The organism is Mesorhizobium sp. B2-2-3, from assembly GCF_006442405.1.
In the GTDB taxonomy this organism is placed as follows: Bacteria; Pseudomonadota; Alphaproteobacteria; order Rhizobiales; family Rhizobiaceae; genus Mesorhizobium.
The window spans coordinates 25,015-51,082 of record NZ_VFWC01000001.1 but is presented as its reverse complement, the minus strand read 5'-3'; the positions used below and the strand labels follow the sequence as shown (position 1 = coordinate 51,082).

23 protein-coding genes are annotated in these 26,068 nt (G+C 64.4%); 10 read left to right on the top strand and 13 right to left on the bottom strand.

From position 1 onward, the window contains the following. Positions 1–17: 17 nt before the first annotated feature. From FJ951_RS00235 to FJ951_RS00220, 4 genes are all read right to left on the bottom strand, one after another. Positions 18–1,001 (bottom strand): 2-hydroxyacid dehydrogenase, encoded by a 984-nt coding sequence (locus FJ951_RS00235; RefSeq protein ID WP_140512840.1) that lies wholly within the window; start codon positions 999–1,001, stop codon positions 18–20. Further along, the gene (locus tag FJ951_RS00230) at positions 998–2,020 is read right to left on the bottom strand and encodes a LacI family DNA-binding transcriptional regulator (RefSeq protein WP_140501249.1); all 1,023 of its coding nucleotides are present in this window, start codon (positions 2,018–2,020) and stop codon (positions 998–1,000) included. Before FJ951_RS00230 ends, FJ951_RS00235 begins: the two co-directional genes overlap by 4 nt. 66 nt (positions 2,021–2,086) lie before the next feature. After that, a complete protein-coding gene (locus FJ951_RS00225; protein WP_181172188.1) occupies positions 2,087–2,971 on the bottom strand; it encodes a DMT family transporter in 885 nt (294 codons plus the stop codon). 172 nt (positions 2,972–3,143) lie between these two features. Then, a complete protein-coding gene (locus FJ951_RS00220) occupies positions 3,144–3,551 on the bottom strand; it encodes a DUF2000 family protein (protein WP_140512837.1) in 408 nt (135 codons plus the stop codon). 49 nt (positions 3,552–3,600) lie between these two features. Here FJ951_RS00220 and FJ951_RS00215 point away from each other — a divergent pair, with 49 nt between their 5' ends. Then, complete coding sequence (locus tag FJ951_RS00215) at positions 3,601–4,470, top strand: AraC family transcriptional regulator (RefSeq protein WP_140512835.1); 870 nt, start codon at positions 3,601–3,603, stop codon at positions 4,468–4,470. 15 nt (positions 4,471–4,485) lie between these two features. On the opposite strand, the gene FJ951_RS00210 is transcribed toward FJ951_RS00215, so the two are convergent. Next, complete coding sequence (locus FJ951_RS00210) at positions 4,486–4,956, bottom strand: MarR family transcriptional regulator (RefSeq protein ID WP_140501145.1); 471 nt, start codon at positions 4,954–4,956, stop codon at positions 4,486–4,488. Positions 4,957–5,369: 413 nt separating this feature from the next. On the opposite strand from FJ951_RS00210, the gene FJ951_RS00205 reads away from it, so the two are divergent. The 5 genes from FJ951_RS00205 (at position 5,370) to FJ951_RS00185 (ending at position 11,179) form a co-directional block, all read left to right on the top strand. Further along, positions 5,370–6,437 (top strand): GTP-binding protein, encoded by a 1,068-nt coding sequence (locus FJ951_RS00205; RefSeq protein ID WP_140512833.1) that lies wholly within the window; start codon positions 5,370–5,372, stop codon positions 6,435–6,437. Between the two features lie 128 nt (positions 6,438–6,565). Next, entirely contained in the window at positions 6,566–7,540 is a 975-nt protein-coding gene (locus tag FJ951_RS00200) for a WD40 repeat domain-containing protein (RefSeq protein WP_140513541.1), read from the top strand. Positions 7,541–7,638: 98 nt separating this feature from the next. Further along, a complete protein-coding gene (locus tag FJ951_RS00195) occupies positions 7,639–9,012 on the top strand; it encodes an aspartate aminotransferase family protein (protein ID WP_140512831.1) in 1,374 nt (457 codons plus the stop codon). Positions 9,013–9,059: 47 nt separating this feature from the next. Further along, a complete protein-coding gene (locus tag FJ951_RS00190; RefSeq protein WP_140513539.1) occupies positions 9,060–10,445 on the top strand; it encodes a glutamine synthetase family protein in 1,386 nt (461 codons plus the stop codon). After that, the gene (locus tag FJ951_RS00185; RefSeq protein WP_348642786.1) at positions 10,382–11,179 is read left to right on the top strand and encodes a UdgX family uracil-DNA binding protein; all 798 of its coding nucleotides are present in this window, start codon (positions 10,382–10,384) and stop codon (positions 11,177–11,179) included. Before FJ951_RS00190 ends, FJ951_RS00185 begins: the two co-directional genes overlap by 64 nt. 9 nt (positions 11,180–11,188) lie before the next feature. Here FJ951_RS00185 and FJ951_RS00180 read toward each other — a convergent pair whose 3' ends face one another. The 4 genes from FJ951_RS00180 to FJ951_RS00165 form a co-directional block, all read right to left on the bottom strand. Then, on the bottom strand, positions 11,189–12,454 hold the full coding sequence (locus FJ951_RS00180) for a glycerate kinase (protein WP_140512827.1): 1,266 nt from the start codon (positions 12,452–12,454) through the stop codon (positions 11,189–11,191). Positions 12,455–12,623: 169 nt separating this feature from the next. After that, entirely contained in the window at positions 12,624–13,130 is a 507-nt protein-coding gene (locus FJ951_RS00175) for a heme-degrading domain-containing protein (protein WP_140512825.1), read from the bottom strand. Between the two features lie 89 nt (positions 13,131–13,219). Continuing rightward, a complete protein-coding gene (gene guaD / locus FJ951_RS00170) occupies positions 13,220–14,533 on the bottom strand; it encodes a guanine deaminase (protein WP_140512823.1) in 1,314 nt (437 codons plus the stop codon). Between the two features lie 2 nt (positions 14,534–14,535). Further along, the gene (locus tag FJ951_RS00165; RefSeq protein WP_140512821.1) at positions 14,536–15,753 is read right to left on the bottom strand and encodes a urate hydroxylase PuuD; all 1,218 of its coding nucleotides are present in this window, start codon (positions 15,751–15,753) and stop codon (positions 14,536–14,538) included. 138 nt (positions 15,754–15,891) lie between these two features. Between FJ951_RS00165 and FJ951_RS00160 the strand changes: the two genes are divergently transcribed. From FJ951_RS00160 to FJ951_RS00150, 3 genes are all read left to right on the top strand, one after another. Further along, the gene (locus tag FJ951_RS00160; RefSeq protein ID WP_140501163.1) at positions 15,892–16,812 is read left to right on the top strand and encodes a LysR family transcriptional regulator; all 921 of its coding nucleotides are present in this window, start codon (positions 15,892–15,894) and stop codon (positions 16,810–16,812) included. Between the two features lie 108 nt (positions 16,813–16,920). After that, the gene (locus FJ951_RS00155) at positions 16,921–17,895 is read left to right on the top strand and encodes an LLM class flavin-dependent oxidoreductase (protein ID WP_140512819.1); all 975 of its coding nucleotides are present in this window, start codon (positions 16,921–16,923) and stop codon (positions 17,893–17,895) included. Beyond that, positions 17,892–19,148, top strand: coding sequence for an LLM class flavin-dependent oxidoreductase (locus FJ951_RS00150; protein WP_140512817.1), 1,257 nt, complete (start codon positions 17,892–17,894; stop codon positions 19,146–19,148). Before FJ951_RS00155 ends, FJ951_RS00150 begins: the two co-directional genes overlap by 4 nt. Positions 19,149–19,161: 13 nt before the next feature. Here the strand turns inward: FJ951_RS00150 and xdhC are convergent, their stop codons facing one another. From xdhC to uraH, 4 genes are all read right to left on the bottom strand, one after another. After that, positions 19,162–20,169 (bottom strand): xanthine dehydrogenase accessory protein XdhC, encoded by a 1,008-nt coding sequence (gene xdhC / locus FJ951_RS00145; RefSeq protein ID WP_140512815.1) that lies wholly within the window; start codon positions 20,167–20,169, stop codon positions 19,162–19,164. A 62-nt stretch (positions 20,170–20,231) separates the two neighbouring features. After that, entirely contained in the window at positions 20,232–22,577 is a 2,346-nt protein-coding gene (xdhB, locus tag FJ951_RS00140; RefSeq protein ID WP_140513537.1) for a xanthine dehydrogenase molybdopterin binding subunit, read from the bottom strand. Further along, complete coding sequence (gene xdhA / locus FJ951_RS00135; protein WP_140512813.1) at positions 22,577–24,058, bottom strand: xanthine dehydrogenase small subunit; 1,482 nt, start codon at positions 24,056–24,058, stop codon at positions 22,577–22,579. Before xdhA ends, xdhB begins: the two co-directional genes overlap by 1 nt. A 3-nt stretch (positions 24,059–24,061) precedes the next feature. Beyond that, positions 24,062–24,436, bottom strand: a complete 375-nt coding sequence (gene uraH, locus FJ951_RS00130; RefSeq protein WP_140501174.1) for a hydroxyisourate hydrolase — start codon at positions 24,434–24,436, stop codon at positions 24,062–24,064. Positions 24,437–24,637: 201 nt separating this feature from the next. Here uraH and puuE point away from each other — a divergent pair, with 201 nt between their 5' ends. Then, entirely contained in the window at positions 24,638–26,062 is a 1,425-nt protein-coding gene (puuE, locus tag FJ951_RS00125; protein WP_140512811.1) for an allantoinase PuuE, read from the top strand. Positions 26,063–26,068 lie beyond the last annotated feature (6 nt).

The following is a 26,068-nucleotide window of genomic DNA, read 5'->3' as shown; positions in this document are numbered from 1 at the left end:
TATGGCAGCCCGACCTCTCAGCCGCGCGCCTTCACATGCACCGTCTCGGGCACAGGTGTGATCGACCGGCGCTCGCTGAACCAGGACACCAGATTGTCGACGCACAGATCCGCCATGGCGCGACGTGTGTGCTCCGACGCCGAACCGACATGCGGCAACAGACTGGCATTGGTCGCGTCAAGCAGCGCCCGCGGCACGTTCGGTTCGTCGGCGAAGACATCGAGCCCGGCGGCGGCGATAGTGCCCTTGGCGAGGGCTGTCGCAAGCGCCGCCTCGTCGACCGTGCTGCCGCGCCCGATATTGACGAAGACGCCGTTGGCGCCAAGCGCCGACAGTATCTCGGCATCGACCGCCTTTTCCGTCGAGGCGCCGCCCGGGACCACCGAAATCAGCGTGTCGACTGTTTCGGCGAGGCCCTTCAGCGTCGGATGATAGGGATAGGACAGGCCCTCGACCCGGCGCCGGTTGTGATAGGCGACGGGCAATCCGAACGCCTCCAGCCGGCGGGCAATAGCGAGCCCGATGCGGCCCATGCCGAAAATGCCGGCGCTGCGGCCGCGCAAGGTAAGCGGGCTCAAGGGATAGTTGCCCTTGCGCTGCCAGCTGCCGTCGCGCAGCCAGGTTTCGGCGCGCGGCAGGTCGCGCACGGTGTTGATCAGCAGGCCGATGGCGGTGTCGGCGACCTCCTCGGTCAGCACATCCGGCGTGTTGGTGACCATGATGCCGTGATCGCCAGCGTGGCGGGCATCGACCGAATCATAGCCGACGCCGAAACTGGCGACGATCTCAAGCTTCGGCAATGCATCCATGAAGGCCGCGCTGATGCCGCCGAACGAGGCGATGGCGCGCACGTTGTCGCGCATATCATCGGTGACCAGGGACGGCTCGGCGCGCTCGATCCCGACACGCCTGAATGTCCGGTCGATGCGCTCGACCGCGTGGTCGTTGAAATGCCCCGGCACCAGGATGGCGACGGTTTGCAGTTGCTCGGGCCTCGTCATGCACGCTCCACCGGCTTGCCGGTCGACTGTCGCACATGCAGTTCCGGCTTGATCAGTTCCTGAGAGGGCCGCACCGTCTGCCCGTTCAGCTTGTCGAGCAGGGCGCTGGCGGCGCGGCGGCCAACCTCGCGCTGACCGTTCCACACGGTGGTCAGCGCCGGCGTGGCGATTGCCGCCTCCTCGAGATCGTCGTAGCCGGTGACCGATATGTCTAGGCCGGGCACCAGGCCGGCGCGCGCGATGCCGTTCATCAGGCCGATGGCGACGAGGTCGTTCCAGCAGCAGGCGGCTGTCGGCTTGTCCTTCAGGGCCAGAAACTGTCCGGCGGCCTCGAAGCCAGCCTGCTTGGTGCGCGGGCCGGGGATGCGCCAGGCCGGCCGCACTTCCAGCCCGGCGGCCTCCATGGCGTTGACATAGCCCTGGTAGCGATCGCGGCCGGTCGAGGTCTGGTCGGTGCCGCCGATCATGGCGATGCGCTTGTGGCCGAGCGAGATCAGGTGATTGGTGGCAAGCCCCGTGCCATAGGCATCGTCGCCGCGAAAAACCGGCACGTCGGCGCCCTCGACGGTGCGCGCGATCAGCACCGCCGGCAGGCCGTTTTCCTCGGCCATCAGAATATCCGAGGCCGGAGTGCCGATGGCCGGCGACATGATGACGCCGTCGGCGCCGAGCTGCAAAAGCGTGTCGATGAAAGTGCGCTGCTTCTCGAGCTGGTCGTAGTGATTGGACAGGATGAAGGTCTGGCGGCTGCGGTCGAGCTCGCTTTCGATCGAGCGCAGGATCTCGGCGAAGAACGGGTTCATGATGTCATGCACGACGACGCCGACAATGCCCGAACGCGAGGTACGCAGGCTGGCGGCACGGCGGTTGTAGATGTAGCCGATGGCGCGGGCATGTTCCTTGATGCGGTCACGGGTGCCGCCTGCCACCAGCGGGCTGTCGCGCAGCGCCAGCGATACCGTGGCCGTGGACACGCCGAGCGCATCCGCGATCGTCGACAGCTTGATCTTCTGTGCCAGCCTTCCCCTCCCCCGTCGTTTTTTAAACTGTTTAAAGGCGGCCTTATGCCACCCTTCGAGGCTAAATCAAAGTTTTTTTGCCAGCGCTTCCGCCTCGACGTCCAGCACCGCACGATTGCGCAGGCGCAGCCGGTGCTCGCGATGGACGATGTAGAGACCGCTGGCGACGATGACGGCGGCGCCGACGAGCGTCCAGCGGTCGGGGAACTGCTTGAAGACGATGAGCCCGGAAAGGATCATCCACACCATCTGCGAATAGGGATAGGGGGCGAGCGCGGTGGTGGTGGCCATGCGATAGGCCTGCACCAGAAGCCAATGACCGACGCCGCCAAAGACGCCGAGCATGAGCAGGATGAACCAGTGCCAGCCATCATGCGGCAGGGAAAACGAGAACGGCAGCATGGGCAGGAGCACCACCGCCGGGGCCAGTGCCGAAAACAGGATGAGGCTTTCCGATGTCTCGGTCGCCGACATGCGTCGGGTCATGATCACATAGAAGCAGTTCGACAGCATCGAGCCGAGCGCGAACAAATGACCGATGCCGAAAACGCCGACCCCCGGCCTTGTGATGATCAGAACCCCGGCGAACGCGGCCAGGATCGCCAGCCACCGCCGCCAGCCCGCCCATTCGCCAAGCAGCGGGCCGGCAAGCGCGGTGATGACCATCGGCCCGAAGAAATAGATCGATGTCGTCTCGGCCAGTTGCAGGGACCGCAGCGCCAGCACGTTGCAAATGGTCGAGCCGAACAGGAACAGCCCGCGCAGGACATGAGCCGGCAGGTTGGCCGGACGGAACCGCGCCGGTTCGCGCCAGCCGCGCAACAGCGCGCCGACCAGCACGACATGCACGGTAAAGCGCACCCAGGCGACGACAAGCGCGGAGACGCCGGCTAGGACGAGGTATTTGCTGCTGGTGTCGAGAAAGGTGAAGAAGACATAGGTGGAAAGCATGCACAGGATCGCCACCGGCGGCGTCGCGCTTTCTGAAGATGTTTGGGGAGCACTCACTTGCAGGCCGAATGGAAAGCTGGGCTGAGGCCCACCTTTGCGGCAATTGCGGGCGTGCGGCAAGCCAAAAGCGGCTGGCACAACAAGAGCTGCGGACAGGCTCAGGCCCGGGTCGTCAGGGATGCATGCGAGCGCCCTTGGTGATCTTGTCGACCGTCTTCTTGTCGGCGCGCAATGCGATGCCGACCACCTTGGCGTCTTCCGGCGCGAATTCGGCGAAGACGGCGCGGTTGGCGGCGTCGAACCCGGTCGAGAACATCTCCTCGACATAGAGCGAGCTCGTTACTCCGCGCTCCAGGGCGCGGCTGTGGATCGCGCCGAGTGTCACCTGGTCGGCGGACAGCACGATGACGGGCTGGATCGACAGCGGATTGTAGACATTGCCGGCGCGGTCACGATAGGGCTCGCCGATGATATCGGGGAACTGCGCGACGACGCCGCTGGTCAGGAATGCGGTGACGTTGAGTTTTTGCCAGACCGGCAGATCATCCCTGAGCACGATTGCAAATTTCGTATCGAACATGAGACAGTGACCATTCGTGGTTATGCCCCTTTCAAGGCGAAAGGAAGCGATGTCGCTCGATCTAGGCAGCCAGGCGTTCCAGGGTCTTGGACGTTTGTGCGCGGAGGCCGCGGAAAACTGCATCATTGCCACCCGCGACCCCGCCGGCATGGAGCGCATCGAGGCGCGATTCCACGGTAGCGCCTTCGACCTGCATCGCCACGACACCTATGCGATCGGGGTGACGCTGCAAGGCGTGCAGAGCTTTCGCTATCGCGGTGCCGCGCGGCATAGCCTGCCCGGCCAGATCATCGTCCTGCATCCCGACGAACTGCATGATGGCGGCGCGGGAACCGAGGACGGGCTGCGCTACCGGATCCTCTATCTGGAACCGTCACTGATGCTGGACTGCCTCGGCGGCGCATCGCTGCCTTTCGTCAGGCAGGCCGTGGTGGCGGACGAACGCCTGCGCGCGACCTTGCTTTCGGCGCTGGGTCCGCTGGAGGAGGAACTCGACGAGCTGTTCGTCGCCGACTTCCTGGCGCAACTGATGCAAGGGCTCGCCCGCCATGCCGGCCAGCCGGCGAGAGCGGTGCCGGGAACGGCCTGGCGGGCGGCCGCTCTGGCGCGCGACTATCTCACGGAAAACTCTGCCCGGCCCGTGCGATCCGACGAGTTGGAGGCGGTTACCGGGTTCGACCGCTATGCCTTGTCCAGGCATTTCCGCGCCGCTTTCTCCACCAGCCCGCATCGTTTCCTTTTGATGCGCCGGCTTCAGCGCGCGCGACGCATGATCGCCGCCGGCGAGCCGCTGGCACAGATCGCGGCCGAGGCCGGTTTCAGCGACCAAAGCCACTTCAACAGGCAATTCAAGAAGGCATTCGGCATGACGCCGGGACGCTGGTCTTCGCTGATCCGTGGGTCCGCAGCGGCAGCCTGATCACCGCACCGGCGGTCAGTCGTCCGACTCGGCGTCGTCGTCGATCAAGGCCAGTTCTTCGTTCGAAAGATTGGCCTCGATGCGGGCAAGAAATTTGAACAGCGCCTTCTGGTCCTTCTTGTCGAGGCCCTTCAGCGCCTGCTTTTCGGTCTTCTTCACCGACTTTTCGATGGCGCGGATGGTCTCGCGACCGGTGTCGGTGAGAAAGATATGCGCCTGGCGGGCATCGGCGTCGGAGGCGCGCTTTTGCAGGAAACCCTGTGCCTGCAGCCGATTGATGGTCTTGGTGATGGTGGGCGGGCGCACGCCGAGCCGGCCAGCCAGATTGCCCGGGGTCTGGCCGTCCTCACGGTCGAGCGCCAGCATGATCTGGTCCTGGCCGGCATAGAAGCCATGCGCCAGCAGCCGTGCCGCAAGCGCTGTTCTTGCCAGCCTTGCCGCCGAATGCAGCCGGCTCATTGTCGCAGTCTTGTCCGCCTTGGCCATGGTCATCCCTCTTCGGCCATACCGGTGCGGGCAGCATAGACGCAGCCGGCCGGTTGGCAATCGACGATCAAAAAGATTCCGGCGCCTGAAACAGCTTTGCCGGCAAGCATTGCGGTACCCGCCGTGGCTAATGCCAGATGATTATTTCAGTTAGATGACAAACGACTTTTCGCGAAAGCGATTGCGGTGGATCGGCCCGCCGTGGCCGTCCACAGGCTCTTTCTGCGCACCGATACCGCATGGCCTGCAGGGCGCCGCCAGCCGCCTAGTTCGACGAGACGCTGACCTAGGGATTGGACCGCAGCCATTCGCGGTTTGCCTCGTGCAAAAGCCCGCCGCGCATCCTATATGGAGCCGACAATCCCTTTCGAGGCCGCCGAAATCTTTCAAGGCCCATCCATTCGAGGCAAGCCATGAGCGACGCACAGACGCAGATCCCCGTAACCGTTCTGACCGGCTATCTCGGCGCCGGCAAGACGACGCTGCTCAACCGCATCCTGTCGGAAAACCACGGCAGGCGCTACGCCGTCATCGTCAACGAATTCGGCGAGATCGGCATCGACAACGACCTGATCGTGGAATCCGACGAGGAAATCTACGAGATGAACAATGGCTGCGTCTGCTGCACGGTGCGCGGCGACCTGATCCGCGTCGTCGAGGGCCTGATGCGCCGGCCCGGCCGCTTCGACGCCATCGTGGTGGAGACCACGGGTCTCGCCGATCCGGTGCCGGTGGCGCAGACCTTCTTCATGGACGACGACGTGCGCTCCAAGACCAAGCTCGACGCGGTGGTGGCGCTGGTCGACGCCAAGCACCTGCCGCTCAGGCTGAAGGATTCCAAGGAAGCCGAGGACCAGATCGCCTTCGCCGACGTCGTCGTGCTCAACAAGACCGACCTCGTCACACCAGAAGAACTCGCCAAGGTCGAAGCGACGATCCGCGCCATCAACCCGGCCGCAAGGATCCATCGCACCACCCGCGCCGGCGTGGCGCTGTCGGAAGTGCTCGACCGCGGCGCCTTCGACCTGTCCAGGGCGCTGGAGAACGACCCGCATTTCCTCGAGGCGCATGACGACCACCATGATCATGACCACGACCACGATCATCACCACCACGATCATGACGGGCACGATCATGACCACGATGGGCACCACCATCACGCGCATCCATCCGACATTCATGACGTGACGGTGCAGTCGGTTTCGCTGCGCGGGGGCGAGATGGATCCGAAGAAATTCTTCCCCTGGATCGAGAAGGTCACCCAGATGGAGGGGCCGAACATCCTGCGCCTGAAAGGCATCATCGCCTTGAAGGGCGACGACGAGCGTTACGTCATCCAGGGCGTGCACATGATCATCGAGGGCGACCACCAGCGCGCCTGGAAAGACGGCGAGAAGCATGAGAGCCGGCTGGTGTTCATCGGTCGCGAACTGGACCCCGAACGGCTGAGGAAGAGCTTCGAGGCCTGCCAGGCCGCTTGATTTCCGGACTTTATGGCGGTAGCGCTGCCCGCTCTTCCTTCTCCCCTTGCGGGAGAGGGTGGGGCCGCGCCTGGCGCGCTGGCGGCTCCCGAGACGACCAGCAACAATCTGGAATGGACCTGTCCTACATGCCGACCGTCGCCCCGCTTGATCTCGAAGGCCATTGCCTTGCCGCCGTCTTCCTCGGCGACGTGCCGCATTTCGCGCTGGCCGACGGCACCGTCCATCGGCTCGACAATGGCCACAAGACGGTGCAGGCCAATGACGGGCTGCTCGCGGCCTTCCACGATGCCGCCAATGACCGGCTGCTCACCGGCGGCGAAGACGGCAAGGTGTTTGCGGTGAAAGCGGGCGGCGAGGCCAAGGAATTGGCGAGCGCGGGCAAGAAGTGGGTCACCAGCGTCGCCGCTGGCCCGCAAGGCGCCATCGCCTACGCTACAGGCAAGACCGCCTATGTGCGCTTTGCCGACGGCCACACAAAAGAGTTCGCCCATCCGCGTTCGGTCGAGGGGCTGGCATTTTCGCCCAAGGGCATGCGCTTCGGCGTAGCGCGCTACAATGGCGCGACGCTGCATTTCCCGGCCGCCGAGGGCAAGCCGGTGGAGCTCGAATGGGCTGGCGCCCATACCGGCATCACCTTCTCGCCGGATGGCGCCTTCCTGGTCACCACCATGCAGGAAAACGCGCTGCACGGCTGGAAGCTGGCAGACGGCAAGCATATGCGCATGAGCGGCTATCCCGCCAAGGTCAAAAGCCTGTCATGGAGCGTGAAAGGCAAGTGGCTGGCGAGTTCCGGCGCGCCGGCGGCGATCGTCTGGCCGTTTTCAGGCAAGGACGGGCCGATGGGCAAGGCGCCGCTGGAACTCGGCACGCGCGGCAATGCGATGGTGACCTCAGTCGCCTGCCATCCAAGCCAGGATGTTGTCGCCATCGGCTATGAGGACGGCATGGTGATGGCGGTGCGTTTTTCCGACGCCAAGGAAGTGCTGTTGCGCCGCCCCGGCAAGGGCGCCATCACCTCGATGATGTGGGACAGGGAAGAACGCCGCATCGCCTTCGGCAGTGCCACCGGCGACTGCGGCGTTATCGACATCACGGGTTAGGGGAGTAGGGGAGTAGGGCAATATGGGAGCGGGTTTAGAGCATCCGGGCCGTTGAGCGCCTACCCCACTACTCCACTACTGCGCCAAAGAGGGGTTTCATGCACAGCGCCCACACGTCCATTGGCGGCGTCAGCCGCGACCGCATTGCCGCATTGCGGGACGCCGAAGGCGCCCGCTTCCGCAAGGCGCGGCCGAAATCGCAGGCCAAGGCCGGCAACGGCCTGCCTGGCTTCTTCGGCGGGGTGCCGATGCACTGGATGAACGACTGGCCGACGCCGTTTCCGATCCTGGTCGAGAGCGCCAGAGGCGCTACGATCACCGACATCGACGGCAACAGGCTCGACGATTTCTGCCTCGGCGACACCGGATCGATGTTCGGCCACTCGCCGCCGGCGATAGCGCGCGCCATCCGCCGGCAGGCCGGACGCGGCCTGACATACATGCTGCCTTCGGAAGATGCGCTCGCCATCGGACCGCTGCTGCAACAGCGCTTCGGCCTGCCGTTCTGGCAGATCGCCACGACGGCGACCGATGCCAACCGTTTCGCGCTGCGCGTTGCCCGCGCCGTCACCGGGCGAGAAAAGATATTGGTCTTCAACGGCTGTTATCACGGCTCTGTCGACGAGACGATGGTGCGGCTGATCGACGGCAAGCCGGCCAACCGGCCCGGATTGGCCGGAGAATTCCGCGACCTGACCCGCACGGCCAAGGTCATCGAGTTCAACGACGTTGCCGCGCTGGAGGCGGCGCTCAGGGACAAGGATGTCGCCTGCGTCATCGCCGAACCGGTGCTGACCAATTCCTGCATGGTGCTGGCCGATCCCGGTTTCCACGAGGCGCTGCGAAAGCTGACGCGCGCGGCCGGCACGCTGCTTCTGATCGACGAGACACACACGATCTCGACCGGACCGGGCGGCTATACCGCGAAATACGGGCTGGAGCCGGACCTGTTCGTGCTGGGCAAGCCGATCGCCGGCGGTGTACCGGCAAGCGTGTGGGGCATGAGCGAAGAAGTCGCCTCGCGCTACGCCGACTACAACAGCACGAAAGAGCCGGGTTATTCCGGCATGGGCACGACGCTCTCAGCCAATCCTCTGCAATTCGCGGCCATGCGCGCCGCGCTCGAAGAGGTGATGACGGCCGAGAACTACGACCGCATGGATCATCTGGCGCGGCGGCTCGATGCCGGGCTGACCAAGGTCATCGACCGCTACCGCCTGCCATGGCATGTCGCCCGCGTCGGCGTCCGCGTCGAATTCATCTGCGCGCCGGGCCCGCTGCGCAATGGGGCGGAGGCGGAGGCCGCGCACGCGCCGGAACTCGAAGCCGCCATCCATGTCGTGCTGGTCAATCGCGGCGTGCTTATCGCGCCCTTCCACAATATGATGCTGATCTCTCCGGCGACCACTGGCGCCCAGGTCAACCGGCTGATCACCGCCTTCGGCGCAGTTGCGGCGGAGCTTGCGGCATGAGACAAGCCACCCAACAGACAGGCGCGCAAGCCAGGCCGGGCTCCATCATGACTTCACCTTCGGGCTCGACGCCCACCGAGGCGCAGGCCTTTCTCGACGCCCATCCTGAGATCGAAGCCTTCGATATCGTGCTGACCGATGCCAACGGCGTCGGCCGTGGCAAGATCGTGCGCCGGCACGAGCTGAAAGCCATCTTCGAAGGCGGCCGGCACATGCCGATCTCGATCCTCGGCCTCGACATCACCGGCGAGGACGTGCACGAGACCGGGCTGATCTGGACCACCGGCGACGGCGATCTGCGCGCCTGGCCGATTCCTGGCACGCTGGTGCCGCTCCACGGGACCAACCCGCCGCGCGGCCAGGTGCTGATGGCGATGTATCATCTCGACGGCGCGCCGATGTCATCGGACCCGCGGCTGGCGCTGGCAAGGCAGGTCGACATATTGGCGGCCAAGGGGCTGTACCCGGCCGGCGCCTTCGAGCTCGAATTTTTTCTCCTCGCCAATGAGCGCGACAGCGACGGCAAGGTGCAGCCGGCGCACGCCGTGCTGGATGGCCGCGTCTCGGGCAAGACCGAGGTCTACTCGGTCGACCATCTGCACGGCATGGAGCCGCTGTTTACCGACATCTATGCCGCGGCCAAGGCACAGGGCATTCCGGCCGAGACCGTGATTTCCGAATATGCGCCCGGCCAGTACGAATTGACGCTGAACTACCGCAAGGATGTGATGCGGGCGGCCGACGACCTCGTCATGCTGAAGCGGCTGGTTCGGGCGCAGGCGCGCCGCCATGGCGTCACCGCTTGCTTCATGGCCAAACCGATCGAGAAATATGCCGGCTCCGGCATGCATTTCCACGTCTCGCTGCAGGACAAGGCTGGCCGAAACGTTTTTTCGGAGGCCGGTGGCGAGAGTTGGTCGCTGCCACTGCTGCGCGGGCTGGGCGGCCTGATCCAGACCATGGCGGAATCGATGCTGGTGTTTGCGCCGCACGCCAATTCCTGGCGGCGCTTCGTCTCCCAATCCTATGCACCGGTGGCGCCGACCTGGGGCGTCAACAACCGGTCGGTGGCGCTGCGCGTGCCGGCGGGCGACGCCAGGAACCGGCGCATCGAGCATCGGCCGTCGGGCGTCGACGCCAACCCCTATCTGATCGCGGCAACCGTGCTTGCCGGCATCGTCAAAGGGCTCGACGAAGGCCTCGACCCCGGCCCCGAGACGACCGGAAACGGCTATGAGGCGGCGGTGACGCGCACGACCATGCCGGTCGACTGGCGCGCGGCGATCGAGGCGGCCAGAGCGTCCAGCTTCCTCAAAGGCGCGCTTGGCGAAGACCTGCACCGCACCTTCGTGGCGATCAAGCAGTCCGAATACCTGCGCGTGGCGCGCACGGTCAGCGAGCTGGACTATCACCTCTATCTGCACGAGGTCTGAGCCCTCGGAGGAACCATCGCCCTTCCCGTCCATTTCAGTGTCAGAACCGACAGGACAGGATGATGGCGACCACAGGCCAAACGCATGAAGCGAAGAGGCCGGCCAGGCGCATTTCCGGGCCGTCCGACGAGCCACTGCCAGATGTCACCTCGATCTCGGAGCTGCGTGAGGTAGCGAAGGCTTGCCACCGCTGCCCGCTGTGGCGCGATGCGACGCAGACCGTGTTCGGCGAAGGGCCTGACGGCGCCAAGGTGATTTTCGTCGGCGAGCAGCCCGGCGATCAGGAAGATCTCGCCGGCGCTCCCTTCGTTGGCCCGGCCGGCAGGGTGTTCGACGCCATACTGGACGACGCCGGGGTCGACCGCCAGAAAGTCTACGTCACCAATGCGGTCAAGCACTTCAAGTTCGAGCCGCGCGGCAAGCGTCGCATTCATTCCAAGCCGAACGCCGGCGAGATTCAGGCGTGCCGCTGGTGGCTCGACCAGGAATTCGGACTGATCAAACCGAACCTTGCCGTGGCGCTTGGCGCAACGGCGGCATTGTCGCTGCTCGGCAAGGCGGTTCCGGTGACGAAGATGCGCGGCCAGGCGATCGAGCGGGAAGATGGCATGCGTGTGTTCATCACCATCCATCCATCCTTCATCCTGCGCATCCGTGACCGTGCGGACAAGGGGGCCGAGCGAGAACGGTTCCTTGACGACATGAAGCAGGTGAAGCGGCTGATGGCTGCCTGATCCAAACGATTAGCGAATCAGGATGGCCCTGAGATCGTTGACATTGGTGCCGGTCGGACCGGGCACGAACAGATCGCCGACCGCGTTGAAAGCCGTCCAGGCATTGTTGCCTGCCAGCATCGCCTTGGCGTCGATGCCGGCCGCGCGCATGCGCGCGACCGTGGAACCATCGGCGAAGGCGCCGGCATTGTCCTCCGAGCCGTCGATGCCGTCGGTGTCGGCGGCCAGGGCGTGAATGCCCTTCACATCATTGATGCCGATGGCGAAGGCGAGCAGGAATTCGGAGTTGCGGCCGCCTTTCCCCTTGGCACGCAGCGTCACCGTGGTCTCGCCGCCGGACAGGATCAGCACCGGCTTTGAGAAAGGCCGATTGCGTGTCGCTACTTCGCGCGCGATGGCCGCGTGAACCCCGCCCACCTCGCGGGCTTCGCCTTCGATGGCATCCGAGAGAATGACAGCTTCCATGCCCTGTCGGCTCGCTTCCGCTGCGGCTGCTTCGAGCGACACGCCGGCGGAGGCGATCAGATGCACCTCGTTGCGCGAAAAGCGCTCATCCCCGGGAATTGGTGCATCGGCGGCCGGTGAATTGATATGCGCCATGACCGAGGCCGGCAGGTTCATGCCGTAGGCTGATATCGACGCCAGCGCATCCGCCCGGCTGCCGGTGTCGGGAACGGTCGGGCCGGATGCGACCAGCGCCGGATTGTCACCGGGAATATCGGAGACAACCAGCGACACCATTTTGGCCGGCCAGGCGGCGGCGGCCAGCCGGCCTCCCTTGATGGTGGAAAGATGCTTGCGGATGGTGTTCATCGCCGCGATCGGCGCGCCCGACGCCAGCAGCGCCTCGTTGACGGCGATCTCGTCGGCCAATGTCAGGCCGGTTGCCGGTGACGGCAGCAGCGCCGAACCGCCGCCGGAAATCAGCGCCACCACCAGATCGTCGGCGGTCAGCCCTTGCACCTTCTCGAGCAGCCGCCGCGAAGCCTCGAGGCCGGCGGCGTCCGGCACCGGATGCGCCGCCTCGATGATCTCGATGCGCTCGCATTTCGCGCCATAGCCGTAGCGGGTGACGACCAGTCCTTCGATCGGACCGTCCCACGCTTTCTCGAAGGCCGCCGCCATCTGCGCCGAGCCCTTGCCGGCGCCGATGACGATGGTGCGGCCCTTGGGCCTGGCCGGCAAATGATCGCGGATGGTCTTTTCCGGATCGGCGGCGGCGACGGCCGCGTCGAAGATTGAAACGAGAAAGGATTTGGGGTCGAACAAGGTCATCCTTTGGCGCCATCGGCGTCTTTCGAATTGAGCAACCGTCGGCGCTGCCCCTCACCCTCTCCCCGTAAAGAGACGGAGAGAGGGGGTCGCCGGCGCTGGTGCGCATCCCTTCTCCCCGTCACTATACGGGGAGAAGGTGCCGTCAGGCGGATGAGGGGCGGCGTCAACGTCACGATTTTTCCTCGGGCGGCAGCGAAAACTCGCGCTTGTCGATGCCCAAATGACTACACAGCGCATCGACCACCACGCCGTGATCCTCGCGCTCCGGCAACCCGGAGACGGCGATGACGCCGATGACCCCGACACCCTTGACCGTGACGGGAAAGCCGCCGCCGGCCAGCACGTAGTCGGCAATATCCAGGCCCTCGCCGATCTTAAAGGTGCGGTCGGGGCGCTGCTGTTCCAGCACCATGCGGTAAGTGCTTTTCAGGAACCGCTTGACGACGTTGATCTTGCGCCGCGCCCAGTCGGGATTGGAAGCGTTCGAGCCCGGCATGGCGGCGTAGAACAGCGGCCGGTCGAAGGTCCTGATATCGGCGATGATCGGGAGATTTTCGGCGAGCGCCCGGTCGCGGATCGCGGATCCGATACTGAACGCAACAGCCTCGTCGAAGGCGGGAAAGACAAGGGCTTCCTCCTGTCTCTTGATCAGAGCGATGTCTTCGGCAACGGCCATGTCGTTCCCCTTTCAACGTCGCCGCACGCTTTGACGGATGGTTGCCGCTGGGTCAAGCCCGGGTCAAGCAAGGAACGCGCCGTCACGTTCTAAATTGCCAGATCGGTTTTTGCCGGCCGACCCGCCACATAGACCTCGCGCACGGCGCGATCATCGCCCAGCGTCTGCAAGAGAAAGAGTTCCTGCGCCAGCGTCTCGACGGTCTCCATCCTGAGCCGCATCGACGACGTCGCCCTGGCGTCCAGCACGACGATATCGGCATCGGTGCCTTCCTCCAGCGTGCCGATCCTTTGCGCCACCGACAGCGCCTCGCCGTTGCCGCGCGTGACCTGCCAGAAGGACTGGAACGGGTTCAGCTTCTCGCCGTTCAGCGCGATCACCTTGTAGCCCTCGTCCATGGTGCGCAGCATGGAATAGTTGGTGCCGCCACCGACATCGGTGGCGGCGGCGATGCGGAGGGCTTTATCGCGGGTGCGGTAGCGCTGATAATCGAACAGGCCGGAGCCGAGGAAAAGGTTCGAGGTCGGGCAGAACACGGCTACGGAGCCGCTGTCCGAAAGCGCGTCCGCTTCCCGCTCCGACAGATGGATGCAATGGCCGAGCAGGCTCTTTCTCCCCAACAGCCCGTAATGCTCATAGACGTCGGTGTAGTCGCGCGACCACGGATAAAGCTCCTGCGTGAAGGCGATCTCGGCATGGTTTTCCGACAGATGCGTCTGGATGTGCAGGTCGGGGTATTCGCGGCACAGCGCGCCGGCCATCTCCATTTGCTCCGGCGACGAGGTGATCGCAAAGCGAGGCGTGATGGCGTAAAGCTGCCGGCCCTTGCCGTGCCACTCGCTGATCAGCGCCTTGCTGTCGTCATAGCCCGATTGCGGCGTGTCGAGCACGCCATCGGGCGCGTTGCGATCCATCATCACCTTGCCGGCAATGTTGAGCATGTTGCGATCATGCGACTCGGCGAAGAAAGCTTCTGCGGAGGCCTTGTGCACGGAACAGTAGGCGGCAACCGTCGTGGTGCCGTGGCGCACCATCTCGTCGAGGAACAGCCGCGCGACGCGCCGGCCATGCTGCGCATTGGCGAACTTCGTCTCCTCCGGGAAAGTGTAGGCGTTCAGCCAATCGAGCAGTTCCGCGCCGTAGGAGGCGATGATCTGCATCTGCGGGAAATGCACATGGGCATCGATGAAGCCCGGAAGCAGCAGATGCGGCCGGTGATCAATCCTTCTCGCTGTCTCGCCTGCTTTCCTTTCAACATCGACGTAAGCGCCCGCAGCGACGATCCTGCCGTCGTGGATCAGCAGGCCGCCATCCTCCTCGTAGCGCCAGGCGGAATGATCATCGATGCTTTCAGGCCAGCGCACGAAGGACAGCGTGCGGCCACGCAGAAGTGTCGATGTCATGCTTATTTCCCCGCGCCTTCGAACCAGGCCACCAGCAGCGCCCGCTCCTTGTCGGTGATCTGGCTGACATTGGCGGGCGGCATGGCATGGCTGCGGCCGGCCTGCAGATAGATCTCGCGGGCATGCTCGGCGATGCCGGCGTCGGTATCCAGCATCACGCCCTTGGGCGCATGGTAGATGCCCTCGTAGACCGGCTCCGGTGAATGGCACATCGAGCAGCGGCCGAGCACGGTGTCGCGCACGGCCGGGAAATGGGCCGAGGCGATATAGACTTGGGCCGAGGCGGACGCCTTCGGTTCGCCGCTCAACACCTTCGGCACGGTGGACAACCAGACGATGATGAGGAACAGGACAAGGGCGCCCAGCCAGGTCCAGTGCGGGTTGCCGGCGCGCTTGTGCACGGTGTTGAAGTAGTGGCGGATCAACACGCCGATGATGAACACCAGGGAGGCGATGATCCAGTTGAACTCAGTGCCGAACGCCAGCGGGTAATGGTTCGACAGCATCAGAAACAGCACCGGCAGCGTCAGGTAATTGTTATGGAGCGAGCGCTGCTTGGCGATCTTGCCGTATTTCGGATCCGGCTTGCGGCCGGCGATGAGGTCGGCGACGACAATCTTCTGGTTGGGGATGATGACCATGAAGACATTGGCCGACATGATCGTGGCGGTGATGGCGCCCAGATGCAGGAAAGCGGCGCGGCCGGTGAACAGATGGGTCAGTCCCCAGGCGATGAACACCAGCACGCAGTAGAGCACCAGCATCAGGCCAGTGTCGCTTTTGCCCAGCGGCGAACGGCAGAGCAGGTCATAGACCATCCAGCCGACGCCGATCGTCGCCATCGACAGGAGGATGCCGACCGGCACAGACATCGGCAGCACGTTGGGATCGATCAGGAACAGGTCGGCCCCGGCATAGTAGACCACGCACAGCATGGCGAAGCCGGACAGCCAGGTGGCGTAGGATTCCCATTTGAACCAGGTGAGGTGTTCCGGCATCTCGGCCGGCGCGACCAGGTATTTCTGGATGTGATAGAAGCCGCCGCCATGCACCTGCCACTCCTCGCCGAAGGCGCCGACAGGCATGCCCGGTCGCTGGCGCAAACCGAGATCGAGCGCGACGAAATAGAAGGACGAGCCGATCCAGGCGATGCCGGTGATGACGTGCAGCCAGCGCACGGCAAAGCTCAGCCAGTCCCAGAAAATAGCGAAATCCATCATTGAAGTCGTCCCTGCCGATGAAGCGACTTTACGGTGTGGCGCGCAAACGGAAAGAGGCGAGGTGTGCGATGACTTTCAAAAAAAATTGGAAAATACTAGGTTGCTCGCACGCAGCTTGATTGAAAGCCCCTGAACCGCATGGCCTATCTCGACAACATCGCCGTCTTCGTCCGCGTGGTCGAGCTCGGCAATCTGTCGGCGGCCGGGCGCGACATGCGCATTTCGCCGGCGGTTGCTTCCAACCGCATCAAGGAGCTGGAGAAGCACCTTGGTGTGCGGCTGTTCAACCGCACGACACGACAATTGATGCCGACCGAGCATGGCACGGTGTTCTACACCGGCGCCAAGCAAGTGCTGGAAGCGATCACCGAGGCGGAGGCCGCGGTTTCGGCCCTTTCCGGTCAGCCGCGCGGCACCATCCGCGTGACCGCGCCGCTCGGCCTCGGCCGCCGCCTGGTCGCCTCGGGTATTCCCGATTTCCACGACAAATACCCTGATATCGAGGTGCGGCTGAGGCTCTCGGATCACAATGTCGATATCATGAAAGAGGGCATCGACGTCGCCTTCCGACTCGGTATCATCGAAGATTCCAGCCTCAGGATGCGCGGCATCATGGAATGCGAGCGGGTGCTGGTCGCGGCACCCAAATATCTGGAGGCGCGCGGAGAGCCGGCCGAGCCGCAGGAACTGATCAGCAGGAAGCACGATTGCCTGATGCTGCGCTATTCCGGCGCGCGCGAATATGTCTGGACCCTGCAGACGCCGAACGGGCCGCAGAAATTCGAGGTGCACGGGCCCTATGATACGGACGATGGCGACGTGCTGACCGGCTGGGCGCTGTCGGGGCGCGGCATCATCAACAAGCCGCGCTTCGAGGTCGAGCCGTTCATCCGCGACCGGCGGCTGAAGATCATCCTGGCCGGCACGCCGCCGACGCCGGTGCAGTTCGCCGCCGTCTATCCGCACAAGAAGCTGCAGGACCCGAAAGTGCGCCTGCTGCTGGATTTCATGGCCGAGCGCTGCCAGCGGCTGATCAAGGACATACTGGTCGGCAAGTGAGCGGCTCCTGGCCCAGTCGCAAGGGTTGCCTTGCGCGAAGGCGAACTTAGGTTCGCGGATGCCGCCTCATGGCCGATGGGCTTTGCGCCGACTGACGAGCTAGCCACAATGCATCTCACCGTTTCGCTCAACATTGCCTCCACGACCGGGCAGGCCGGCGCGCTCACCTTCAGCGACTTGGCCGGCTTCGCGCAGCGGGCGGAAGCGGCCGGGCTGGACATGATTGTTCTCGACGATGCGCCGCCGGGCAGGGCCGGGTCGGGCAACCCGTTCGAAGCGACGACCCTGCTTGCCGCACTGGCGACCGTGACGAGCAGGATCGGGCTGGTCGCCACCGCGTCGATGGTTGCCCACCAGCCCTACAATCTGGCGCGCCGGTTCGCCTCGCTCGATATCATCAGCCACGGTCGCGCCGGATGGAACGCAACCATGGCGCAGGCGCCGAGCGAGGCGGCCAATTTCAGCCGGCCGGATGGATTTTCCAGCGACGAGTTTCGCCGCCGCTCGGAGGAATATATCGGCATCGTCCAGGGCTTGTGGAATGGCTGGGAGGCGGACGCGCTGTTGTTCGACAAAGACAGCGGCCGCTTTCACGATCCCGGAAAAATGCACCAGCTCGACCACAAGGGCGAATTCTTCGCCGTGCGCGGACCGCTGAACGTGGCGCGTTCGCCGCAGGATACGCCGGTTCTGGTCCTGTCCGGCCTGGCGGCAGGCGACCTCGACATTGCCGCGCGCACAGCCGATGTCATCCTGCTGGACGAAAGGCAGGCAGCGCGGCGCAAGGCACGCCATGACGAATGCAGGCGCCGCGTTTCCGCGTCCGGGCGCGAACCGGATGCCGTGAGGATATTGGCTGACATATCCCTCGCCGCCAACGGCGTCGCCGGGCTGGCCGACAGGATGGAGGAAGAATTCCGGGCGAACAATTGCGACGGATTCAACATCCGGCTGTCCGCGCACATTTCAGCGCTCGACGATTTCACCAATCGCGTTCTGCCGGAGCTGCGGCGGCGCGGCGTGAGCCATGGGGGCACAACGCTGCGCTCGCATCTGGGACTCAGCGGCGGAGGCGACCGATGACCGCACGCCAGATAAAGCTCGGCGCCTTTCTGTGGGCGACGGGCCACCATATCGCCGCCTGGCGGCATCCCCAGGCCCATGTGAAGGCCGGGATCGACATCGATCATTACGTCGCGCTGGCACGCACGGCGGAAGCGGCGAAATTCGACCTGTTGTTCTGCGAGGATGCGGCCGGCCTGCGCGAAGCCGATGTCAGCATCGCCAGCCAGACCTCGCGTTCGATCGGCTTCGAGCCGATCAGCCTGCTTTCCGCACTCGCTGTCCAGACCAGCCGCATCGGCCTCGTCTCCACGGCTTCGACCAGCTACAACGAGCCTTACGGGCTGGCACGAACCTTCCTTTCGCTCGACCAGCTGAGCGGCGGGCGCGCCGGCTGGAACCTGGTCACGTCGGCCAGCCCGATCGAGGCCGCCAACTTCGGCGCAACGGGTCTCAGACCCCACGCCGATCGTTATGAACGGGCACGAGAATTCGCCGAAGTCGTCACCAGGCTTTGGCACGGCAAGCTCGGCGCCTCCGGCCATGACGGCCAGAGCTTTTCGGTGTGCGATCCACTCGATTTGCCGCGTTCGCCGCAGGGCGCCCCGGTCATGGTTCAGGCCGGCGCCTCGGATGTCGGCCGCGATCTCGCCGCTCGCACCGCCGATGTGGTGTTCACCGCCGCGCAGACTTTCGCGGAAGCGAAGGCTTTCTACGACGATCTCAAGGGCCGTCTGGCGGCCTATGGACGCGAACCGGACGACATCAAGATCATGCCCGGCGTCGCCCCGGTGGTGGCGGAAACCGAAGCGGAAGCGCGGGCGAAATACGAGGAGCTGCAGGAGCTGATCCCCGATGACGTCGGCGTAGCGCTGCTGTCCAGCTATCTCAGCATCTCCGATCTTCGGCGCTATCCGCTCGACGGGCCGCTGCCCGAATTGCCGGAGAGCGAAGGCATGAAAAGCCGGCAGGCCCTGGTCATCGAGCAATCGCGCCGCGACGGCCTTTCCATCCGCCAGCTTGCCCGCCATTTCGCTGGCGCACGCGGCCATTGGCGCATCGTCGGGACCGCGGTGCAGATCGCAGACGAACTCCAGGCCCGGTTCGAGGGCGGTGCGGCGGACGGCTTCAACGTCATGCCGTCATATTTCCCCGGCGAACTCGATGCCTTCGCCACCCTGGTCGTGCCGGAGCTGCAGCGGCGCGGCCTGTTTCGTAGGGATTATGAGGGCCGCACACTGCGCGATCATCTGGGCTTGAAGCAACCGGTATAGCCGCGACGTGACCTTACCCGGCCGTCGTCCTATCATGCGGCACCTGGTGCTCGGCATTTGCCGCGGCGCCGTGATTGACCAGCGCCGTCATGATCTCGGCGGCCGCTAGCGCGGCAATGACGGATGGGCGCTTGTCTTTCACGGCATCACCGCCAATTGGGGAAACGAGGCGGGCAAACTGCGCTTCCGTGCCCTCAGCCGACTTCAGGAACCAATTCCTGAATGTCGCTTTCTTGGTCTTTGAGCCGATCATGCCGACATAGGCGGTGTCATCACGCTTCAGGGCTTCGGCGACAATCAGGAAGTCCAGCGCATGATCATGGGTGAGGATGGCGAAGGCGCTGCCTGCAGGCGCGTTGCGCACCTCGGCTTCAGGCATCGGGGTCAGCCGCGTCTCGATGGCTTGCGGCATTCCTTCAAGCGCGTCTGCCCGTGTTTCGATGACAACGGGGTGCACAGGGAGAAGGGCGACCGCGGAGGCCAGCGCCTGGCCGACGTGGCCGCCGCCGAAGATGTAGACACAAGGCACTTTAGCCTGCTCGACTTCCGCGGCCGAAATCAGCTCCTGCGCCAACGTCGCATCGACGAGGCGGATCGACACTTCGACACGCCCGCCACAGCATTGGCCGATCTCCGGGCCGAGCGCCACGTCGAGGATCACGTGGGCGTCGGGGCGGGTCTCTTCACCCTCCCCCTTGTGGATAGGGTTGGACGACGTCGTCGTCGAGGGATCTGTGAACGCCGCTCCCCCGCCCCGTTTCGCTGACGCCGCTTCGCGGCGTCCGCTCGCCGACCCTCCCCGCAAGGAGGAGGGTAAAGAGCCCAGCATCTGCCGTGCCTTGTCGATGGCCATATATTCCAGTTGGCCGCCGCCGATCGTGCCCGATGTCGCTGCTTGCGAGACGAGCATGAAGGCGCCCTTCTCGCGCGGCGTCGAGCCCTTCGTCGCCGCGACCTCGACGAGCGCGACCCGGCCGGTTTGGCCAAGAAAGGCTTTCAGGCTTTGCACAGTCGTGTTCATTTTTTACATTCCCTGTCGGGAAATATAGGCCTTTTCGGCCTGTTTTGCACGTGTTGCCGGTGTCAGGCCTTCGCCTCTTGCTTCAACCGCTCGATCGCCATCAGCACGCGTTCCGGTGTCGCAGGCGCATCGAGACGTGGACAGATCCTGTGGTCGGCGACGCTTGCCACCGCGTCGGACAGGGCATGCAGCACCGACATGCCGAGCGGGAAGGGCGGCTCGCCGACCGCCTTGGAGCGATGGATCGTCGGCTCACCGGCCTCCGGCCAATCGGCCAGTGTCACGTTGAAGATCTTGGGCCGGTCCGACGCCAGCGGGATCTTATAGGTCGAGGGCGCATGCGTGCGCAGCCGGCCCTTGTCATCCCACCACAGTTCCTCGGTCGTCAGCCAGCCCATGCCCTGGATAAAGCCGCCCTCGACCTGGCCGAGGTCGATGGCGCGGTTCAGCGAGCGGCCCGTCTCGTGCAGGATGTCGGTGCGTTCGACCATGTATTCGCCGGTCAGCGTGTCGACCGAGACTTCCGAGCAGGAGGCGCCATAGGCGAAATAATAGAAAGGACGGCCCTCGCCCTTGTCGCGGTCCCAGTGGATCTTCGGCGTCTTGTAAAAGCCGGCCGCCGAAAGCTGGATGCGGGCCATATAGGCCTGCTTGACGAGGTCGGCGAAAGGTATCTCCTGGTTGCCGATGCGCACCCTGTTGGGCAGGAACAGCACCTGGTCGCGTGGCACCTGGTATTTCTCGGCGGCGAAATCGGTCAGCCGGTCCTTGATCTGGCGGGCGCCGTTCTGCGCCGCCATTCCATTGAGGTCGGTGCCGGACGACGCGGCGGTGGCCGAGGTGTTCGGCACCTTGCCGGTGGTCGTCGCGGTGATCTTCACCTGGTCGAGATCGATCTGGAACTCTTGCGCCACCACTTGCGCCACCTTGACGTTGAGGCCCTGCCCCATCTCGGTGCCGCCATGGTTCAGATGCACCGAACCGTCGGTGTAGACATGCACCAGCGCGCCGGCCTGGTTGTAATGCGTGGCGGTAAACGAGATGCCGAATTTGACCGGCGTCAGTGCGAGGCCTCGCTTGATGAAGCGGCTGTTGTTGTTGAAGGCCGAGATTTCGCGCCGGCGCCTTGCATAGCTGGCGCTTTCTTCCAGTTCCGCGACGATGCGGTGGATGATGTTGTCCTCGACCACCTGGTGGTAGGGCGTGACGTTGCGGTCGGCGGTTCCATAGAAATTCCGCTTGCGGATCTCAAGCGGGTCCTTGCCGACGGCAAACGCCACCTCGTCGATGATGCGCTCGGCGCCGACCATGCCTTGCGGGCCGCCGAAGCCGCGAAAGGCGGTGTTCGAGACCGTGTTGGTGTAGAGCGGCGCCGACTGCGCATGCACCGCCGGCCAGAAATAGGTGTTGTCGCAGTGGAACAGCGCGCGGTCGGTGACCGGGCCGGAAAGGTCCGCAGAAAAGCCGCAGCGCGCCGCGAACATGAAGTCGACGCCGAGAATATTGCCCTCATCGTCGAAGCCGGCTTCGTAGTCGATGAGGAAATCGTGCCGCTTGCCGGTGGCGATCATGTCGTCATCGCGATCGGGCCGGATTTTCACTGCCCGATGATGCTTCTTGGCTGCGATCGCGGCCAGCGCTGCAAACTGGTTGCCCTGCGTTTCCTTGCCGCCGAAGCCGCCCCCCATGCGACGCATTTCCACGGTAATGGCGTTGCTCGGCACGCCGAGTGCATGACCAACCATGTGCTGGACTTCGCTCGGATGCTGCGTCGAGGAATAGATGGTGACGTCCTGATCCTCGCCGGGAACCGCCATCGCGATATGCCCTTCGAGGTAGAAATGCTCCTGGCCGCCGACGCGCATTTTTCCTTTCAGCCGGCGGGGGGCCTGACGGATCGCAGCAGCCGCGTCGCCGCGCTTCAGCGTCAGAGGCGGCGTGACGAGTTTGTCCCTGGTCGGATCAAGCGCGCCGATGTCGGTGACGAAAGGCAATTCCTCGTATTCGACCCTTGCCAGCCTCGTGGCGCGCCGCGCCTGCTCGCGCGTCTCGGCAATCACGCAAAAGATCGGCTGGCCGAAAAACTGTACCTTGCCGTCGGCGAGTACCGGCTCGTCATGGCGCCCGGTCGGCGAAATGTCGTTCTCGCCCGGCACATCCTTTGCCGTGAGCACGTCGATCACGCCGGGGGCGGCGCGCACCGCCGACAGGTCCATTTTGGCGATGGCGGCATGCGTGGCCGTGGCCAAGCCGAGGCAGCCATGCAGCGTGCCCGCCGGTTCGGGCATATCATCGATGTAAACGGCGCTGCCGCTGACATGCTTGTGCGCGGAATCATGGCGCTGGTCTGTGGCGACGCCGCCGACGATCTTTTCGGCCTTTAAATTGGCGCTGGCGTGCTTGTTCATCATGCCGCCTCGTTGCGCGACACCTGGAACGGTGCCCTGGTGCCGGTGGTTTCGACAAAGAAACGCAGCAACAAGTTTTTCGCCGCCAAAGCCCGATATTCAGCGCTTGCCCGCATGTCGGTGAGCGGCGTGAAATCCGTTGGGTATTCGGTCATCGCCGCCTCGACTGTTTCTTCGGTCCAGGGTTTGCCGAGCAGAGCTTTCTCGACCGCCGCAGCCCGCTTCGGCGTCGCCGCCATGCCGCCATAGGCGATGCGGATATCGGCCACGGTGCCGTCCCTGGCCAAGGTCAGAAAAAACGCGCCGAGGGCGGCGGTGATATCCTCGTCGCGGCGCTTGGTGATCTTGTAGACGCCGAACTTCGTTTCGTTTGCCGGAACCGGCACATGCACGGCCTCGACGAACTCGCCGGCCTGCCGGTCCTGCTTGCCATAGGCGATGAAGAAATCCTCGAGCGGGATCGTGCGCCGCTTGCTTCCACGGCGCAGCGTCAGCCGCGCGCCGAGCGCGATGAATGGCGGCGGTGTGTCGCCGATCGGCGAGCCATTGGCGATGTTGCCGCCGATCGTGCCCATGTTGCGCACCTGTTCGCCGCCGATGCGATCGAACAATGGCCCGAGCGCCGGGATGCGTTTCGACAGCATCGCGAAGGCATCGGAATAGGTGACGCCGGCGCCGATCGAGATCACGTCCTTGTCCTCGGCAATGGCGCACAGCCCGTCGAGATTGCCGATGAAGATGACAGGCGAAATATCGCGCATGTGCTTGGTCACCCAGAGACCGACATCGGTCGAGCCGGCGACGATGGTGGCGCCCGGTTCCTTGTCGAGCACGGCGGCGAAATCGTCAACGTCAGCCGGCACGACGAGCCGCGCCTTGCCGGCGCCGATCTCGATCCGTGCGCCGTCGCCCATCGCCTCGAGTCTGGCCATGATCGACTGACGCTCCAGCGCCAGCGGATCCTTCTGTGCTTTGCCGTAGCTGGAGATGGCGCGAGCCGCGCGCATGATCGCCTCATAGCCGGTGCAGCGGCAGAGATTGCCCTGCAAGGCCTTTTCGATGGCCGCGTCCGACGGTTCCGGTGATTTCATCCACAAGCCGTAAAGCGACATGACGAAACCTGGCGTGCAGAAGCCGCATTGCGAACCGTGGAAATCCACCATCGCCTGCTGCACCGGGTGCAACTGGCCCGGCGTTCCACGGAGATGCTCGACCGTCACGACATGGGTGCCGTCCAACGAACCCAGAAAGCGGATGCAGGCGTTGACACTTTCATAGACCAGTTCGCCGGCGGAAAGCCTGCCGACCAGCACGGTGCAAGCGCCGCAATCGCCCTCTGCGCAGCCTTCCTTGGTGCCGCGCAGCGATCGGTCGAGCCGCAGCCAGTCGAGCAAGGTCGCGTCAGGCGCCACGGATGACAGCACGACATCCCTGCCGTTGAGGATAACACGAATATCGTTACGGATCTTGACCTCGGCCACGTCTCAGCTCCCCCTGTAAGTCGAATAGCCGTAGGGCGAGACGAGCAGCGGCACATGATAGTGCACGGCATCCGCCATGCCGAAGCGGATCGGCACGGTGTCGAGGAAGGCCGGCTCGGGCAGTTTCGTTCCCTGGCGCCGCAGATAGTCGCCAGCGGCGAAAACCAGCTCGTATTCGCCGGTCTGGAAATCCGCGTCGGCCAAAAGCGGTGCGTCGCAACGGCCATCGGCGTTGGTGGCGACCGTCTTCAGATGCGTCCTGGCCGGGCCATCGATCCGGTAGAGCGCGATCGACAATCCCGCCGCGGGCTTGCCGGTTGCCGTATCCAGGACATGGGTCGTCAGACGCCCGCCATCGATTTTCGACGTTTCTGCCATTGTCCGCCTCCCATTCCAATACGAACAAACCGGCCGGTACAGCCAAACATTGCTGATGAATTGTGCGCCAATTAAAGGCGATGCATAAGTCCCGGTCGAGCGGAGTGCGACAAAAACACTTTCAAAAATTTTCGGGGGAATGCGAGAAGCACCCTTTCGATATCCTGATCATACTTCGGGCGATGCCCCGTGGGAGGGACGATGCGTTACACCAGAGACATGCGCGGCTACGGAGCCAATCCGCCGGATCCCAAATGGCCCGGTGGCGCGCATGTGGCCGTGCAATTCGTCGTCAATTACGAAGAAGGCGGCGAGAACTGCGTCCTGCATGGCGACAAGGCTTCGGAAGCCTTCCTGTCGGAAATCGTCGGCGCGGCTCCCTGGGCGGGCCAACGCCATTGGAACATGGAATCGATCTACGAATATGGGGCGCGGGCAGGCTTCTGGCGGCTGCTTCGCCTGTTCACCGAGGCCGAGGTGCCAGTGACCTGTTACGGCGTCGCCACGGCACTCGCCCGCTCGCCCGATCAGGTGACGGCGATGCAGGATGCCGGCTGGGAGATCGCCTCGCACGGGCTGAAATGGATCGACTACCGCGACCACAGCGCCGAGGACGAGCGCCGCGACCTCAAGGAGGCGATCCGGCTGCACTACGAAGTGACAGGCACGCGCCCGACGGGCTGGTACACCGGCCGGACGTCGGTCAACACCGTGCGGCTGGTGGCGGAGGAAGGCGGCTTCGACTACGTCTCCGACACTTATGACGACGAACTGCCCTACTGGTTCGCGGATGACGGGACCGACAGGCCACAGCTCATCATCCCCTACACGCTCGATGCCAACGACATGCGCTTCGCCACGCCGCAGGGCTTCAACTCGGGCGACCAGTTCTTCGCCTATCTGAAGGACAGTTTCGACACGCTCTATGCCGAAGGCAAGGCTGGGCGGCCGCGCATGATGAATATCGGCCTGCACTGTCGCCTCGTCGGGCGGCCGGGGCGGGTGGCGGCGCTGAAGCGCTTCGTCGACTATGTGAAGTCGCACGACAAGGTCTGGCTGGCGCGGCGTATCGACATCGCCAGGCATTGGCGCGAGACCCATCCATACAAGCAGCCGGTGCTGCGCCCTTCGAGGATGGAATTCGAGGCCTTCGTGCATGCTTTCGGCGGCGTTTTCGAACATTCGCCGTGGATAGCCGAGCGCGCCTACGAGCTGGAACTTGGCCCGGCGCACGACAGCGCCGGCGGCCTGCACAATGCGCTCTGCCGCGTTTTCCGCGCCGCAAGCGAAACGGAGCGGCTGGGCGTGCTCAACGCCCATCCAGACCTTGCCGGCAAGCTGGCAAGGGCCAGGCGGCTGACGGCGGAATCAGCCAGGGAACAGGCTTCGGCCGGCCTCGATGAGCTGACCGACAAGGAGCGCGAGCTGTTTTCCAAGCTTAACGCCGCCTACGTCACCACCTTCGGTTTCCCGTTCATCGTCGCGGTGAAGGGCAAGACCAGGCAAGAAATCCTGGCGGAGTTCGAAAGGCGCATCGGCAACAGCCGCGGCGTCGAATTCGAGACCGCCTGCAAACAGGTCGAGCGCATCGCGCTCTTCCGCCTCAAGGACATGCTTCCGCAATAGGTTTGA